The organism is Salegentibacter salegens (assembly GCF_900142975.1).
Classification (GTDB): domain Bacteria; phylum Bacteroidota; class Bacteroidia; order Flavobacteriales; family Flavobacteriaceae; genus Salegentibacter; species Salegentibacter salegens.
In genome coordinates, this window is record NZ_LT670848.1 from 2,135,296 (window position 1) to 2,151,507 (window position 16,212).

The 16,212-nt window shown below is 36.7% G+C and carries 10 protein-coding genes and 1 tRNA gene; 2 read left to right on the top strand and 9 right to left on the bottom strand.

Features of this window, described 5'->3' with window-relative positions:
* Positions 1–7: 7 nt before the first annotated feature.
* The 8 genes from B5488_RS09580 to B5488_RS09615 all read right to left on the bottom strand — a co-directional run bounded on the left by B5488_RS09580 (position 8) and on the right by B5488_RS09615 (position 12,219).
* The gene (locus B5488_RS09580) at positions 8–1,423 is read right to left on the bottom strand and encodes a TolC family protein (RefSeq protein ID WP_079736573.1); all 1,416 of its coding nucleotides are present in this window, start codon (positions 1,421–1,423) and stop codon (positions 8–10) included.
* Positions 1,424–1,430: 7 nt separating this feature from the next.
* Positions 1,431–2,096, bottom strand: coding sequence for an ABC transporter ATP-binding protein (locus B5488_RS09585; RefSeq protein WP_079735060.1), 666 nt, complete (start codon positions 2,094–2,096; stop codon positions 1,431–1,433).
* Between the two features lie 59 nt (positions 2,097–2,155).
* Positions 2,156–2,899 (bottom strand): head GIN domain-containing protein, encoded by a 744-nt coding sequence (locus tag B5488_RS09590; RefSeq protein ID WP_079735061.1) that lies wholly within the window; start codon positions 2,897–2,899, stop codon positions 2,156–2,158.
* Between the two features lie 33 nt (positions 2,900–2,932).
* Positions 2,933–5,341 carry an ABC transporter permease gene (locus B5488_RS09595; protein WP_079735062.1) on the bottom strand — a complete coding sequence of 803 codons (2,409 nt, stop codon included), beginning with the start codon at positions 5,339–5,341 and terminating at the stop codon, positions 2,933–2,935.
* A 27-nt stretch (positions 5,342–5,368) separates the two neighbouring features.
* On the bottom strand, positions 5,369–7,798 hold the full coding sequence (locus B5488_RS09600; RefSeq protein ID WP_079735063.1) for an ABC transporter permease: 2,430 nt from the start codon (positions 7,796–7,798) through the stop codon (positions 5,369–5,371).
* Between the two features lie 61 nt (positions 7,799–7,859).
* Complete coding sequence (locus tag B5488_RS09605) at positions 7,860–10,220, bottom strand: ABC transporter permease (RefSeq protein ID WP_079735064.1); 2,361 nt, start codon at positions 10,218–10,220, stop codon at positions 7,860–7,862.
* A 31-nt stretch (positions 10,221–10,251) separates the two neighbouring features.
* Positions 10,252–10,929 (bottom strand): ABC transporter ATP-binding protein, encoded by a 678-nt coding sequence (locus B5488_RS09610; RefSeq protein ID WP_075327454.1) that lies wholly within the window; start codon positions 10,927–10,929, stop codon positions 10,252–10,254.
* Positions 10,930–10,968: 39 nt separating this feature from the next.
* Positions 10,969–12,219 (bottom strand): efflux RND transporter periplasmic adaptor subunit, encoded by a 1,251-nt coding sequence (locus B5488_RS09615; RefSeq protein WP_079735065.1) that lies wholly within the window; start codon positions 12,217–12,219, stop codon positions 10,969–10,971.
* A gap of 204 nt (positions 12,220–12,423) precedes the next feature.
* Here B5488_RS09615 and B5488_RS09620 point away from each other — a divergent pair, with 204 nt between their 5' ends.
* Positions 12,424–13,767, top strand: coding sequence for a sigma-54-dependent transcriptional regulator (locus tag B5488_RS09620; RefSeq protein WP_079735066.1), 1,344 nt, complete (start codon positions 12,424–12,426; stop codon positions 13,765–13,767).
* Entirely contained in the window at positions 13,757–15,124 is a 1,368-nt protein-coding gene (locus B5488_RS09625) for a sensor histidine kinase (protein WP_079735067.1), read from the top strand. Before B5488_RS09620 ends, B5488_RS09625 begins: the two co-directional genes overlap by 11 nt.
* A 577-nt stretch (positions 15,125–15,701) precedes the next feature.
* Here B5488_RS09625 and B5488_RS09630 read toward each other — a convergent pair.
* A tRNA-Pro gene (locus B5488_RS09630) sits at positions 15,702–15,775 on the bottom strand.
* Positions 15,776–16,212: the final 437 nt, after the last annotated feature.

A 16,212-nucleotide genomic window follows, 5' to 3' on the forward strand; every position in this document is an offset into this window, starting at 1 on the left:
ATTCTTGTTATATGGAAAAACCCCTATAATAATCCAGGATCTTAGTTCTGAAAATGTATTCATAGCGCGCGTTGGCTAGATTTATTTTAGCATTATCCAGGTTGTTTTTACTGATGACATAATCAACAATATTAGAAACCCCACTATTAAAACGAATTTCATTAACCCTAAAAGATTCTGAATAAGCAGCTACCTGTTCTTTATAAATTCCATAGCGGTTAAATGCAGTTTGCATATCGTTATGAGCTTCCCGAATAGCCTGCTCGAATTCATTTCTTGTTCGTTCAAATTCTACTTCCCTTTCTTCAAGGGCTATTTTTTGAAGCGCTACTGTATTTCTTGCCCTAAAACCATTAAAAATAGGAATGCTAACCGCTACACCCACATTGGAGTTTAGATTATTGATCAATTGATCCTGATATGGGATTTCTTCTGCTACGAAATTTGTTTGCTCCTCTAATACCGAAAAGTTATTATCACCTACCCGAACAAATTGTCCAGTTTCAACAATAGCCGCTCCGGTTTCATTAAAGAGCCTGGCAAGACTGGAATAATTGGTGTTTAATTGGGCGAAAAAGGAAATTTCAGGTGAATATAAACTTCTGGAAACCTGTACATCTTCTTTTGCAGCTTCAATTCTCAACTCCCCAGCTTTAAAAGTAGCCAGGTTTTCCAGGGATTCCTTAAAAACTTCATCTGCGGTAAGCCTGTATTCAATTGGTTCAGTTGTTAAGTATTCAGGGGTAACATCAATTCCTACTTCAATATTCAACAGCCTTTTCAGTTCAAGTTTTGAGGCTTTTAAATTGTTTTCAGCGTCGGCAATAATAGCTTTATCATTGGCTAATTGTCCCCGGATGTCGGTATAATTCGCCGGGCTTCCCTCCCCTTCCTCATTGAGGTTTTTTAAACGCTCTACCTGATCCTCGGTAGCCACGCGTCTTGTTTTTGCCAGTTCCAACAGATCTTTATTATTTAAAACCTGGAAATAAGCGAGCGTAACATTTAAAACCATTTCTTGCCGGGCTTCCTGAACTTCCATCTCCGCAGCCTGTAAATTTAAACGATCACGCTGAATTCTGTTTTTGATCTGAAAACCATTAAAAAGAGTCGCCCCCAGGTCTATTCCTGCATTAGAAAAGGTTAATTCTTCATCTATATAGGTATTGGTAAATGGATCTATACTTCTCCCATTATTTAGTCCATAGCTATAAGTAGCATTGAGATCTGGCAATCTACTATTACGGGTTTGTTTAAATTGTAATTCAGAAGTTCTTTCTCTAAACACCGAACTTTTGACATCCAGATTATTATCTAAAGCAATTTCGATAGCTTCGTCCAGGTTTAATTGTAATTCTGAATCCTGAGCGTTTCCTGAAATAGAAAAAACAAGAAATAGTAGGCAAGTAAATTTTTGAAACATACTGATTTTATTTTTTTGAAATACTTCCATCCAGAAGCTTGATAGTCCTTGTCCCATAAGCCGCGTTACTTTCTGAATGCGTGGCTTGGATTATAGTAACTCCCTCCTTATTTAATTCCTTAAAAAGTTGCATAATGTCATCACTCTGATTGGAATTTAGGTTACCAGTAGGTTCATCAGCAAGGATCAGTTTGGGTTTAATTATCAGCGCCCTGGCAATCCCAACCAATTGTTGCTGCCCTCCACTAAGTTGGTGCGGAAACAAATCTTTCTTACCAACAATATTGAATCGGTCTAACATATCAGCTACCAATGCCTTTCGTTCAGAACTTTTTACTTTCTTATAAAGCAATGGGGTTTCAATATTTTCATACACCGTTAGATCGTCCAGAAGATGATAGGCCTGGAAAATAAATCCAATATTTTCATTGAAAATTGCAGTTCTCCTCTTCGGTTTTAAATCGTGAATAGCTTCCTCTTCAAAAAAATATTCGCCCTCGTCAAATCCATCCAGCATAGCAATTACATTTAGTAGTGTAGATTTTCCAGAACCAGATGGCCCCATAACAGAAAGAAATTCTCCCTTTTCAATATTCAGGCTTAAATCATTGAGCAGGAAAATTCTTCTTCCTTCTGTTTTTACCCATTTATAAATGTGGTTGAGTTGTATCATTGGTTATTCTTATTATTTATTTCTTATTTTTTAGTGTTTATCGCTGAAGTCAAACATATTTATTTAGATCTGTTGACTTTTAAGCCTCCTAAAACCAGTCCCTTCTTTATCTCAGGATTTCCTTTATATTCCAGAGAAGCTTCTCCATAAGCTGTGATTTTTATTTCTTCACTAGCATTAATAAAGAAATCAGATTCCCCATAAGCTGTTATTTTTGTAGTTTGGGTTTTAGCTTCAAGTGCATTCACTTTACTAGCTCCATAAGCTCTGATCTTCTGTTCCTTAATTTCACCAGCTTTAATATTTAAAATACTTTCGCCATATATGGAAGTTCGAAGTCTTTCAATATCTACTTTATTTAAAGTGACATTTGATTCCCCATATATCTTCAATCGAAATTTTTTCTCTTTTAAAGGACTTTCGCAGACTATAATTTCTTCGCCTCTAAGTGACAATTCCTTCAAGGTTTTGTAAGTGATAATGGCCGTAACCACTGTTCCCTTGTAGATCGGTTTCTTCATTTCCCTGCCATTTTTTTTCACCTTTTCATTTTTGGTAATTTCTCTGGCATCGTCCAGGTAAACCCGAAGAGTTTTGTTCTTGACCTCAATATTCAGTTTTTCTTCACTCTCAGTATTTTTCTCAATTGTTACTGCCTCTTCATTGCCTTCAATGAAGCTTACCTGAATATGAGGGCTAATTATTACTTTATCAAAGTGCTCAATTGAAATTTTTTCCTGAGCAATTACTGAATTACAAATGGAAAACAATAGTAGTGTCAAATAGAAGCAGATATTTTGCATAATTTAGTTTTAGTTGTAGTTGTGAATATCAGTTTATTCTGTTCTTAAACTTTTAATGGGATTGGCTGATGCAGCCTTATAACTTTTAAATCCGATGGTGATAAGTGCGATGAGTGTAGTAAGGAATCCGGCAAGCAGAAAAACCCACCATTTTATTTGAATTCTATAAGCAAAATCCTGGAGCCATTGTTCCATTAGAAAATAGCCAAGTGGAAAGGCTATGATAAACGATATTAAAATCAGCTTGATAAAATCTTTGGAAAGCAAACTTATTATCTCTGGAACACTTGAGCCTAAAACTTTCCTGATCCCAATTTCCCTCACCCTTCTTTCTGCAGCAAATGTTACCAGGCCGAATAAACCCATACAGGCTACAAATATGGTCAGCCCGGTAAAAATGCTGAGAATGGTTCCCATCTTTTGCTCCCGGAGATAAGTTTTATTGAAAGATTCATCTAAAAAAGTATAACTGAATGGTTCTTTAAGACTGAATTTTTGCCATTCGCTTTCAATATTACTTAACAGTGAGGCGACATCAGCGGTGTTGGTTCTTACAATTAAGCCGCCATAAGGATTATTCATCAAAATTAAAGGTTCGATCTCCCGGTGTAAGGATTTAAAATGAAAGTCTTTTACCACGCCAACTATGGTTAATTCACGGCCACCTTCATCTGTATCCTTGGTAAAGGTTTTCCCAATAGGATCTTGATGAAACCCTAACGAATTTGCAGCGGTTTCATTTATGATGACTTTATGCTCTTCAGCACCAAATTCCTTTGAAAAATTTCTTCCGGCTACCAGCTCCAAACCTAAGGTGGGAATATAAGCTTCATCTACATTGTAGATAAACATTCTTCTTTGGTACTCATCATCAAGTAAAATCCCAGACATATTGATATCGGTAGCACCGGCTGGTAGAAATGAGGAATTACTTACCGATTTCACCCTGGAATCGTCTAATATCTGGTTTTTAAAAGCATCGCTTTGTTCGCCCAATAGTTGCGCATCCCTTAGCACCAGAATATGGTCTTTATTGTAACCCAGATCTTTATTCTGAATAAAAGCCATTTGCTGGTAAACAACAATGGTAGCCAAAATAAGTCCTGCTGAAATGATGAATTGAAATACCACAAGCCCGTTTCTAAAATTACTTTTTCCAGAAGCAGAAAACCTGCTTTTTAAAACCTGAATCGGCTTAAAGGAGGAAAGAAAAAAGGCAGGATATCCACCGGCTAGAAATGCAACTAAAACAATAAGTGCCAACGTAGATAACACAATTGGAAACTGAAGCAGGTCAATAACTTGTAATGATTTCCCGGCCAGATCATTAAAGGTGGGTAGAAAAAATACCACTAATAAGATGGCAAGGATGGCTGCAATTAAAGTAGCTAGAAAGGATTCGGTTAAAAATTGTTTTATAAGTTGTTTTTGCCCTGAACCTAATACCTTTCTAATTCCAACTTCTTTGGCTCTTTTTGAAGCTGCAGCTGTAGCTAAATTCATAAAATTTATACAGGCAATAAATAACATAAAGATGGCCACCGCACCAAAAATATATAAGTATTTAATATCCATTCCGGGCTTTAAATGTCCACTACTTACAAAATCGGGATTTAAGTGAATATCGGTTAGCGGTTGTAAAAATAGTCCTACCCTATTCTTATCTTTAAACTCTGAATAGGAAACGCCAACAGCTTCGCGAATTTGTGGCCCCATATATTTATCCATAATTCCCGGTAATTTTGCTTCCAGGTTTTTAAATTGGGCACCATCTTTTAAGAGCAGGTAGGTATGAAAATCAGAATTCACCCAGGAGGTACTGTTCGCATACTCATATCCGTTCATAGAAGCGAACATTCCAAATTCAAAATGGGAATTTTCGGGAATTTCTTCAATAACCGCGGTAACCGTAAATTGCTTATCCCAGATTTCAAAATTTAAGCGCTTACCAATAGGGTTTTCAGTTCCGAAATAGCGTTTTGCCTGCTTTTTCGTTAAAATAACCGCATTAGGATCTTCTAAAGGATTCGTATTATTTCCATCTATTATTTTAAGATCAAAAACTTCAAGAAATTCAGGGTCTATATACGCGAAATCAAAGTCCCTGTAAATCTTATTATTATAGGAAAGTGAAGGATCGTTCATTTGTTTAAGACGTGCAGCAGTCACCACTTCTGGAAATTCATTTTCTAAAGTTGGACCAACCGGTGGCATAACCACCGCCTCACTAATTTCTTCTCCTCCAATTTCAGCCTTAAAAACAATCCGGACGATATCATCAGCTTTTTGGTTATACCGATCATAACTTATCTCATCCAGTATAAATAGAAGAATAAGCAGGCAGGAAGCCAAACCCAGACTAAGACCAATGATATTAATCCCATACACGCCCTTGTTCTTTAGAATGTTTCTTTTCGCGGATTTTATATAGTTTTTGATCATAACTGCACGTTTCTTGATTGATGATTATTATTCTGTTCTCAAACTTTTTACTGGATTCGCTATAGCAGCTTTGGTGGCTTGAAAGCTTACCGATAACAGGGCCACCGTAAATGCAGCTGTTCCTGCAATAATAAAGATCCACCAACTCAATTTGGTTTGATATGCAAATTCCTGCAACCACTTATCCATAAAGTACCAGGCGATTGGTACTGCTAGGATAAAAGAAATACCTACCAACTTGAGAAAATCTTTGTTAAGCAAGGTTAGAATTTGTAGTACCGAAGCACCACTTACCTTCCTAATACCGATTTCCTTTTTACGCTGTAAAATAGTATATGATGTAAGACCGAAAAGTCCCAACCCGGCGATAAATATGGCAAGACCTGTAAAAATCTGAAATGCAGTGCCAAACTTTGTATCTTCTAAATATTGAGCTTCAAATTTTTTATCGAGAAACGTATAATTCAATGTGCTCTGCGGAAAAACATCCTTCCATTTTTGCTGAATTTGATCCAGGTTTTCGTCCATCGATGCTAATGAGAGGCCTGTATTCATTTTCACCAAAACATTGTCCATACTTCCGCCATAAGCCCAATATAAATTCCCAATAATCAAAGGTTCTATTTTATTCTTTAGACCAAAATGATGGTAATCTGCAATCACACCTGTAACCTTAAAATTCTCACCCCAAAATTTGACAGTTTTGCCAACGATCTCAGAGGCATTTGTGAATCCCATTTTTCGAGCAAAGGTTTCATTCAAAACGATATCAAAATTTTTGGTGCCTTCCAATACCGGCTCGTATCCTTTACCCGCAATGAATTTAAAATTCATCACATCAAAGTAAGTGGATTTTGCCCCATAGAGGTAAAATAACTGGCGCTCTCGTTCTATCCCATCCGGGAATGTGATACCTACGGTAGAAGACAGGTTATCGTAGCCATCTCCGGGATAGGTTTTGGACTGTGACACGGTATCTACAAAGGGCAACTTGAGTAATTCAGATTCTAACACGGAAGCTTTTTGCCCCATAAGAGAGTCGCTCTGTGTTTCTAAAATCTCACCGTTCAGCGCTACAATCTGTCCAAGATCAACACCAAGTGGCTGTTCGCGCAAGAATTGAATCTGTTTTGATACGACCAAGGTGCCAACAATAAGCACTACGGTTGCACAAAACTGCAAACCTATCAATCCCTTGCGGATATTGATTCCGTCCCGAGACGCAATTACTTTTCCCTTTAAAGCGCGTATCGGAGAAAAACCGCTAATTACCATCGCTGGGTAAAGACTCGAGAGCAAAGTTCCTAAGAAAATAAATCCTAGGTAAGGTACTATGATGCTCAAATTCGAAAGTCCCAGAACGAGTTCTTTCCCCACAAACCGATTAAATAACGGAAGCATTAAATAAACGAGTCCAACGCCCAGTAGTAAGGCAAATAGATTCAGTAAAAATGATTCTCCCAGGGACTGAATAATTAATTGCGATCGCGGTGCCCCGGCAACCTTGCGAATGCCTACTTCTTTACAGCGTTCCAGCGATTTTGCTGTGGCCAAATTCACGTAATTCAACCAAGAAAGAATAAGTATGATAAAAGCAATTGCCGAAAGAAACCTGACTCTACTGCTACTTCCATTTGCTTCGGCTTCGTAAGGTTTGTCTGAATGAAGATGGATATCTGAAACCGCCTCAATATTGTGTCTTTCATTTGGATCCTTTTCAAAATCGCTGGCCATTATTTTTTTCCGCAGAGCGTCCGTATTTGTTTTAGGGGCAACTTTTATATAGGTAAAAAAGTTATTCCCATTCCAATTAGGTTTAGCATTGTTTCCCATTCTATCCCACGTAGTAATTGTTGAATAGGAAATCAAAAAATTTGTTTTATAATGTGTATTTTTCGGAATATCCTTGATAACCCCCACAACTTCCATAGTTGTGCTACTTCCATCAAAAACAGATAAACTTTTGCCAACGGCCTGATCTTCTCCAAAAAGCTTCTCGGCCAAAGTTTTTGTTAAAATAATGGTATTGGGCTTCTTAAAATCGCTTAGAGTGCCCGAAATGAGTGGATTGTCGAAAATTCTGAAGTAGCTCTCATCTGCCAGGGAGCCGTTCGGTTGCTGTATAACTTTGTCCCCATTCACAAAAGTGATTTTTTCCAAACGATATAGTCTTACCTGCTCAATAATCTCGGGAAACTCTTTTTTCAAGGTAGGCCCTGATAGGTTATAAGTCTGTGCATCACCGGGGACAAAGTTTTCTCCTTCGGCATAATCCATATAGATTCTAAAAACCTCGTCTGATCCCTCAAATTTATCATAACTGCGTTCGTAACCCACATAGAGCGTAATAATTACAAATGCCGCAATACCCAATGCTAGCCCCACGATATTGAGTATAGAGTACAATTTGTTCTTGAACAAATAACGGAAGGCAATCTTAAAGTGGTTACGTATCATCTGGAAAAACTTAATTGTAATTTGTTATTCATTAATGGTATTCTTTCCAACTACTTACTTCTTACTCAGTTCTTAAACTTTTTACGGGATTTGCAGTTGCAGCTTTAATGGCTTGAAAACTTACTGTTAATAAAGCAATTATAATTGCGCTTCCTCCGGCAAATGCAAAAATCCAGGCTGAAATAGTTATCCTGTAGGCATAATCTTGTAACCAGTTATGCATAATAAACCAGGCTAGTGGTATCGCAAAAAGAAGTGCAATAATTACTAATACTAAAAAATCCTTAGACAGTAATTTGACGATATTCAGCACACTAGAGCCTAACACTTTACGTACACCTATTTCCTTTCTTCTTTGCTCAGCCATATAGGCAGAAAGTCCAAAAAGGCCCATACAGGAAATGATTATTGCTATTATAGCAAAGATCTGAGATAAATTTCCGACTAGCTGTTCGCTTTTAAATCTGGCATTAAAAGTATCATCAACAAATCTGTACTCGAAAGGAAAACCTGGATTCTGTATTTGTAGAACATCTTCAATTTTCGTTAAAACTTTCCCCGTGGCAATCCCGTTTTTTGGTTTCACATATAAGTAGTCCGCCCCTTCAACTTGATGATAGAACATTACTGGATCACTACTTCCATACATATCGCCATATAAATAATCTTCAACTATTCCCGTGACAGTAAATTCTTCTTCCTGCCATTGTATTTTAGTACCTACTGGGTTTTCAGCAACCATTAGTTTTGCGAAAGTTTCAGATATCAATACCTTACTACTATCGGCTGCTTGGGATTTACCAAAACCCCTTCCTTCCTTTAATTTCATTCCGGTAGCATTTAAAAATTCAGGAGTAATAGTTCTAAAGGAAATCAAGATATCTTTATCATCTGGTCGTCCAGGCCATCTTACACTTGAAGTATTATTCCCGTCAGACAAAATTTGTGAATTCATAAGCCCTGCGCTCTCGACCGTTCCAGAAGACTTTAGTTCTTGTACAATCGATTCAAAATTTTTGATTATTTCACCACCGGCAGCTGGTATTTCTATCAGATTTTCTTTTTCTAAACCTATATTGCGGTTCTTTACATGATGAACCTGCTCATACACTACGATCGTGCTCACTATTAAGATTACAGAAATCGAAAACTGTCCCACAACCAGACATTTACGTATTAGGGAAGCACTTCCCGCTTTTTTACGAGTTCCTTTCAGAACTTCAATTGGTTTGAAGTTTGACAGATAGAAGGCAGGATACAAACCCGCCAGTAACCCACAAGCTAACGATATGCCCAATAATGAGAGAATATGCCAAGGAAGGCTAAGGTTTAAACTTAGATTTTTATCTACCAGAGAGTTAAATTCTGGAAGTACTATTATTATAACTACAACACCTAAAACTCCTGCCAGTACAGCATTCAAAATAGCCTCGGTGGTAAATTGAAAAATCAGCTGCTTTCTTCCAGAGCCAAGGGCTTTGCGCATACCTACTTCACCAGCACGTTTTTCGCTCCTGGCGGTTGCCAAATTCATAAAGTTGACACAGGCTATGATTAAAATAATTAGCGCAATGAAGCTAAACAGGCGCACATACTCAATTCGTCCACCAGCAATTTCGCCATCTTTAAAATAGGCACGCAGATGCCAATCATTGGCCGAAAACAGAATTGCTTCAGTTTCTTTGTCACCAGTTTTAGCGGGAAGAACAGCCCTTACTTTTTTATCTACCTTTTCAACATCGGCTGTTGGCGCTAATTTTACAAAGGTGTCTGTGAAATTGCTTCCATAATCCTTGGTCCATTCTTTACCGTCGGTAAAATTTTCAAAGGGAACTAACCAGGAAAAAGAATAAGTAGTATTTTCAGGGAGATCTTCAATAATTCCAGTTATTGTATAATTATTTTTTTGATCAACCTGTATTGTTTCACCTATTACTTTTTCGCTATTCCCAAAAAGGATAGATGCAACCTTTTGTGTGATTATAATTCCTTTTTTATTTTTAAAGGCTTCATTTGGATTGCCCGCTATAAAATTAAGATCAAATATATCAAAGAGGTCTTCATCGGTATAAGCCCCTTTACTGTTTATTATGTGATCTTCTACACTAAAAAGGAAATTTTCATCACGCAGACGTGCAGCTTTTGTTACTTCCGGAATTTCCTCTTTTAAGACTGAAGCTAAGGGTCCCGGGGTCGCCATAAAAAAAGTACGCCACTCCCCATCATATTTTTGATTGGTAGGAACATTAAAGACTAAATTTTTATCTTTAATTCCCTTATCAAAATTCACCTCATCTTCTACCCAAAGTAGAATAAGGCTCGCACAAGTTATTCCTATAGCCAATCCAAAAATATTTAGGGCGCTATAGCCTTTATTTCTAGAGATATTCCGCCACGCGATTTTAAAATAATTTCTGATCATAATTAATAATTGATTGATGAATGACCCGGTTTTAAACCAACACATTTTCGGTTACTTTTTCACCATCCAGCATCCTGATAATTCGATGGCTGAATTTGGCGTCATGTTCGCTGTGGGTAACCATGATGATGGTGGTTCCCGCTTCGTTGAGTTCGGTTAGCAAATCCATTACCTCGTTCCCGTTGCTACTATCAAGGTTTCCGGTGGGCTCATCAGCAAGAATGAGTTTTGGATTGTTCACCACAGCCCGGGCAACAGCCACCCTTTGCTGCTGTCCACCCGATAGTTGCTGTGGAAAATGTTTTCTGCGGTGCATAATTCCCATTTTCTCCAAAACCTGGTGCACTCTTTCTTTACGTTCTGCTGGTTTAACCCCGGTATAGATCAGCGGAAGTTCCACATTTTCAAAAACGCTTAGCTCGTCAATTAAATTAAAACTCTGGAACACAAACCCAATATTGTGCTTTCTAAGTTGTGCCCTTTTTCTCTCGTTATATCCAGCTACTTCTATCCCATTAAATAGATAACTCCCGCCATCAGGATCGTCCAAAAGCCCAAGAATGTTTAGCAGGGTAGATTTCCCACATCCGGAAGGCCCCATAATAGCCGCAAATTCTCCTTCCTTTACTTCAAACGAAAGTTTATTCAGCGCTATGGTTTGTACCTCTTCGGTTTGATAATATTTCTCGAGATTGGTAATTTTTATCATTTTGATCAGATTTATCTTTTAATTTTTTCTTTAATATTCTTAATCTAAAACTAGTTCTTCAATATCACCAAAATTAGAATAACTGGAAGTAATTACCCTATCTCCAGGTTCAATCCCTTCAAGGACTTCATAATATTCGGTATTTTGACTCCCTAATTGAATGGGAGCTTTATACGCCGTTTTTCCATCCTCACTCAATTTAAAAACCCAGTTCCCACCAGTTTGCTGGAAAAATCCTCCCTTAGGAATTAATATCGCTTCTTTCTCCTGGCTTAGGGCCAGCCTAATCTGAAACGTTTGTCCGCGGCGCAGGTTCTTTGGCTCTTCCTCTTTAAATTCCATGTCTACCTGGAAGCGGCCATTATTTACTTGAGTATATACTTTCTTGATCTCCAAAATGACTTCTTCCCCATTAATATTAAAGGTTCCCTCCTGCCCGGTTACGATTCTTGAAATATAATGTTCGTCTATTTCTGCCCTAATTTTGTATCCGCTAAGCACATCTATTTGCCCTAGACGTTCTCCTTTAGTCTTAGATTCCCCAATTTCAGCATTTAGCGAGGTAAGCTGTCCATCTATTGGCGCTCTAACCATCAAATCTTCTACTTTTTTCCGCATCAATTCAAGCGCTTTTTGAGTACGCTGATAGGATTCCCTGCTCTGAGTAATTTCCTGTTTTGTAGCGATAGAATCTTGCTCCATGACCTCTTTTGCCAACTTCATACGTTCCTTTTGATACGTGTAATTATTCTTAGATTCCAGATACTCCTGTTTGCCGATAGCCCCTTTTTCCAATAATCGTTTATTTAATTTATAAACCCTGTCTGCCTCCTTTAAGCTATTTTCAACATCAGTCAATTGGTTTAATCGATTAATAGTGTTTTGCCTGGCTGCGGTTTGCGAAATTTGCATTTGAGTAAGTAAATCGTACACCGAGGTTTCTTGATTGACCAGGCTTAATTCCAAATCGGTATTCGAAAGCCTTAGGATGGGTTCACCTTCCTCCATCATTGCTCCATCTTCCACAAATTTTTCTTCTACACGCCCACCTTCAATAGCATCCAGGTAAATAGTTTTTATTGGCAGCACCGCTCCGTTTACTGGTATATTCTCCTGAAAATTTCCTTTCTTTACTTCACTAATGCTTATCCTTTCTTTTTCAACATTCAATTTGGAATTTCCTGTAGAAGAAATTAACACAAAGACGATTAGTGCAACGATTAAAACCGATCCTCCAATTATGGCGATCTTTTTAGGGGTAAAGCGTTTCTTTTTAAGCGGTATGTCCATAAAATAATTTGTTTCCTATTAGTTTATAGACAATACAGTGCCATAAACTTAAGCGCTTATAAATCATATATTTATAGTTTTTTAATGAATAAAAAGTGTTCATTTTCGAACACCTGGTGTTCGCTTATAATACAATTTTGTTGTGGTGGTTTTTTGTCTTGTTGAAATTCTAAAGCCTTCTGATTAAATTGTAATATTGTAGCTATGCAACTTAAGAATGCCAAAATACTTATTATAGACGATGATCAGGACGTACTGACTGCGCTTCGCCTTTTGTTAAAACCTTTTGTTGTTGAAATTACTGTTGAAAAACAACCCGGAAATATAAATTCCCTACTTACAGCTTCTCGTTTTGATGTGGTGATTTTGGATATGAACTTTAACGGACTCGTAAATACGGGAAATGAAGGTATTTTTTGGCTTAAAAGGATTAAGGAAATTACGCCAGATATCGATGTAGTTTTAATAACGGCTTACGGTGATATTGATCTTGCCATACGATCTTTAAAAGAAGGTGCTTCAGATTTTATAGTCAAACCCTGGCAGAATAAAAAGGTAATCGAGTCTTTGCAGGAAATGCTTCAAAACAGGAAAAGCAAAGGAAAATCTATAAAAACCAATACGAACGGATCTAAAATAATAGGTGAAAGCGCAGAAATTCGGGAGGTTTTTCAAAAAATACAGAAAGTAGCACCAACCGATGCGAATATTTTAATCCTGGGAGAAAACGGTACTGGAAAAGATCTGGTGGCTAGAGCCATTCACGACAACTCAAACAGAAAAAATAAAGCTTTCGTAAAAGTTGATGTGGGCGCGCTTACTTCAACCCTATTTGAGAGTGAATTGTTCGGGTATAAAAAAGGTGCTTTTACCGATGCCAGAGAAGACCGAAAAGGTAGATTTGAAGCTGCTCAAGGCGGTACACTTTTTCTTGATGAAATAGGGAATATAAGTCTTAGCCAACAGGCAAGATTACTCACTGTACTTCAAAACCGGCAGATTAGTCCGCTTGGATCTAATGAAGTGATCCCGATAGATATTCGGCTGATTTGCGCCACCAACCTAGATATTTCAGAATTATCTAATGAAGCTAAATTCAGAAAAGATTTAATTTACCGAATAAATACGGTAGACATTATTGTACCACCGTTACGATTGCGAGGCACCGATATTACCTTGCTCACCAGGTATTTTTTGGAGCTTTATTCTGAAAAGTATGCCAAAGGTCCGTTTAAATTGGATCCAGGATTTTTAAGTAAATTAAAAAATCACAACTTTCCGGGTAACATCCGGGAATTGCAATTTGTAATCGAGCGGGCGGTGATTATGACAGAAGGTTCTTTCCTTACCGCAAACGACCTTTCATTTTCAGCAATAGAGAGTAAAATAGAAAATAATGATATTGAAGATACCCGCCTGGAAACTGTCGAAAAGAATACCATCTTAAAGGTTATCGATAAAAACAGGGGGAATATTTCTAAATCTGCGAAAGAACTGGGAATTACAAGGGCCGCACTTTATAGAAGACTAGAGAAATATGACCTTTAAAAGCTATCATACCGGAGTTTTTATTCGGATTTTTCTTTTGATTATCGTCATTGGAATTTTAATGTTTGCCGTTCTTAAAACCTATTATTTATTAGCAACGGCTTCGCTGGTTATATTAATACTAATTACTTATGAATTTTTCCGTTTTCTAAGTCGGCGTTTTGACATTATAAAAGATTTTTTTGAATCTATTAAATACCGTGATTTTTCCAGGCATTATCTGGAAAAGAACAAATCCCCGGATATTCAATCTTTATATCAGGGTTTTAATACTGTGAATAAAGTGATAAGGGAAATAAATTCAGAAAAAGAAACACAATACCTGTATTTGCAAAAAATACTCGAACTTATTGATATTGGGATTCTCGCTTATAACACAAAAAATGGTGAAGTCTTGTGGGCGAATGAAGCTTTTCAGAATTCATTGGATTTCCCTTCTTTTAAGAATATCAGTTTTGTGAAAAGTAGAAATAAGGAAGTGAATCAACTCCTTTTTGAAAATTTTTATTCAGAAGCAAACGCCCTGGAAATACCGATTAAAAAAGAAACCATTAAAGTCTTAATATCGAATGCCCTTTTCAATGTTGGAGAAAAATCATTTAAATTAATTGTGCTCCATAATATTGAAGACACCCTGAATAAAACAGAATCTGAAGCCTGGAAAAAATTGCTTAGTGTCATGACGCACGAAATTATGAACTCCATCGCCCCTATTTCTTCGCTGGCTGGTACGCTAAAATTTCAGGCAGAGATGCACCAACAAAATCCGAAAGAAAATAGCCTAGATATTGAAGATCTTAATGCCGGTTTATCTAGCATAGAAAAACGAAGTGAAGGCTTACTGAAATTTGCAAAAACCTATCGCAGTTTGAGTAAAGTCACCAAGATTGATAAAGAACAAATTCAATTAAGTGAATTGTTTAAAAATTTGCAAAACCTATTAAAACCGGGGAAAGAAAAAAATATACTATTGGATTTTGAATTAAAAGATTCCAATTTAAAGGTGGAAGCTGATGCCTATTTGTTGGAACAGGTTTTAATAAACCTCATCCTTAATGCCACCGAAGCTTGTGAAAATACCCCAAACCCGAGAGTAAAAGTTTTAGCCCAAAAGAAATTTGACGGGCAGGTGGTAATTTCGGTTACCGATAATGGCCCCGGAATTCCAGAGGAAATTAAAGACCGAATTTTTGTTCCTTTTTTCACCACAAAAAAAGAAGGCAGCGGTATTGGATTAAGCCTTTCCAAACAAATAATGACACTCCACGGGGGGAAAATTCAAGTTATAAGTAAGCAAAATAAAGGAACTTTAATTAGTTTGATTTTTAAGGAAAATACAGTCTCTACCCAAAGATAAATTCTTCTACTAGATTATAAACAGCGTAATTTCAGTTTGGATAATTCTGTAGGTTATTTAGAAATTTGGATATAGGATAAGGCTTTAATATTTCCAAGTTCACACCAATTTTGTAAAATAAGAAAGAATCAAATTAATAATGAAGATAGTTGGGGGATTTTTCCATTAACGGTCCTCCAATTCGCTCGTTTTAATTTGGAATTCCAATAGGTAACTCGACGCATCTTATTGTGTTTTTGGTAATTCGGGCATAGAGGAGAGCTAATTCAGGTTGCTTTTTATTTTTGCGAATAATAAAAGAGATGGAAAAGGTTTGACTGGTACGCATAGCTTTGTTGTTTAAATGAAACAATTAATTAAGGCGAAAGTCAAACTACCAAGACATAATTATGGAGTATCGGTAAGCTAAAAATACTAAAAAATAACTCACGATAAACTCACAAATTCACAGTGAACTCACGGTGAACTCACATAAAATTTAACACTATTTGTTAAATTTTGAGCACAAAAAAAAAGAGTAATTATATGAAAAACATACAATTACCCTTTTTTTATGTTAAAATATAACTTGTAAAAGTCGGGATGACAGGATTTGAACCTGCGACCCCACGCCCCCCAGGCGTATACGCTACCAGACTGCGCCACATCCCGATTAATAGTATCTGCTCAATTTCAATGCTTTTGAATATTTAATGACTCAGTAAGTCATCTATTTAATTGAAGCCACAAATTAAAGTGCTTATTTACTATTATCAAAGCGAAAAGACCATTTTTTAAGAACTTAATCTTACTATATGGAAATCTGTGAAATTTGACCCCAACAAGTTAGAAGAAGAAATTCTGAAACTACTGTTCTAATTTTCAAAAATAGCTTACTATTTATGAATCTTCGCTGTTAGCTAAGTTCATTATACTCAAAAAAATCTTATTATATAATCATTCTTTTTAAAAGAGGCCTATTCACGATGACTGTAAACGGGAAATCTACTAATGTAAGCTTTTGGTGATTTTGGAATATAGCTCTGTTGACTTTAATAATATCACCCTCCCATTATCAATTTCCAGTAAAATAAGCAAATCGAAACAAT

Excerpts from the sequence above, each read along its gene's own strand:
- B5488_RS09620 (WP_079735066.1), top strand. The coding sequence starts at position 12,424 with ATGCAACTTAAGAATGCCAAAATACTTATTATAGACGATGATCAGGAC.
- B5488_RS09605 (WP_079735064.1), bottom strand. The coding sequence starts at position 10,220 with ATGATCAGAAATTATTTTAAAATCGCGTGGCGGAATATCTCTAGAAAT.
- B5488_RS09585 (WP_079735060.1), bottom strand. The coding sequence starts at position 2,096 with ATGATACAACTCAACCACATTTATAAATGGGTAAAAACAGAAGGAAGA.
- B5488_RS09625 (WP_079735067.1), top strand. The coding sequence starts at position 13,757 with ATGACCTTTAAAAGCTATCATACCGGAGTTTTTATTCGGATTTTTCTT.
- B5488_RS09600 (WP_079735063.1), bottom strand. The coding sequence starts at position 7,798 with ATGATACGTAACCACTTTAAGATTGCCTTCCGTTATTTGTTCAAGAAC.
- B5488_RS09590 (WP_079735061.1), bottom strand. The coding sequence starts at position 2,899 with ATGCAAAATATCTGCTTCTATTTGACACTACTATTGTTTTCCATTTGT.
- B5488_RS09595 (WP_079735062.1), bottom strand. The coding sequence starts at position 5,341 with ATGATCAAAAACTATATAAAATCCGCGAAAAGAAACATTCTAAAGAAC.
- B5488_RS09580 (WP_079736573.1), bottom strand. The coding sequence starts at position 1,423 with ATGTTTCAAAAATTTACTTGCCTACTATTTCTTGTTTTTTCTATTTCA.
- B5488_RS09610 (WP_075327454.1), bottom strand. The coding sequence starts at position 10,929 with ATGATAAAAATTACCAATCTCGAGAAATATTATCAAACCGAAGAGGTA.
- B5488_RS09615 (WP_079735065.1), bottom strand. The coding sequence starts at position 12,219 with ATGGACATACCGCTTAAAAAGAAACGCTTTACCCCTAAAAAGATCGCC.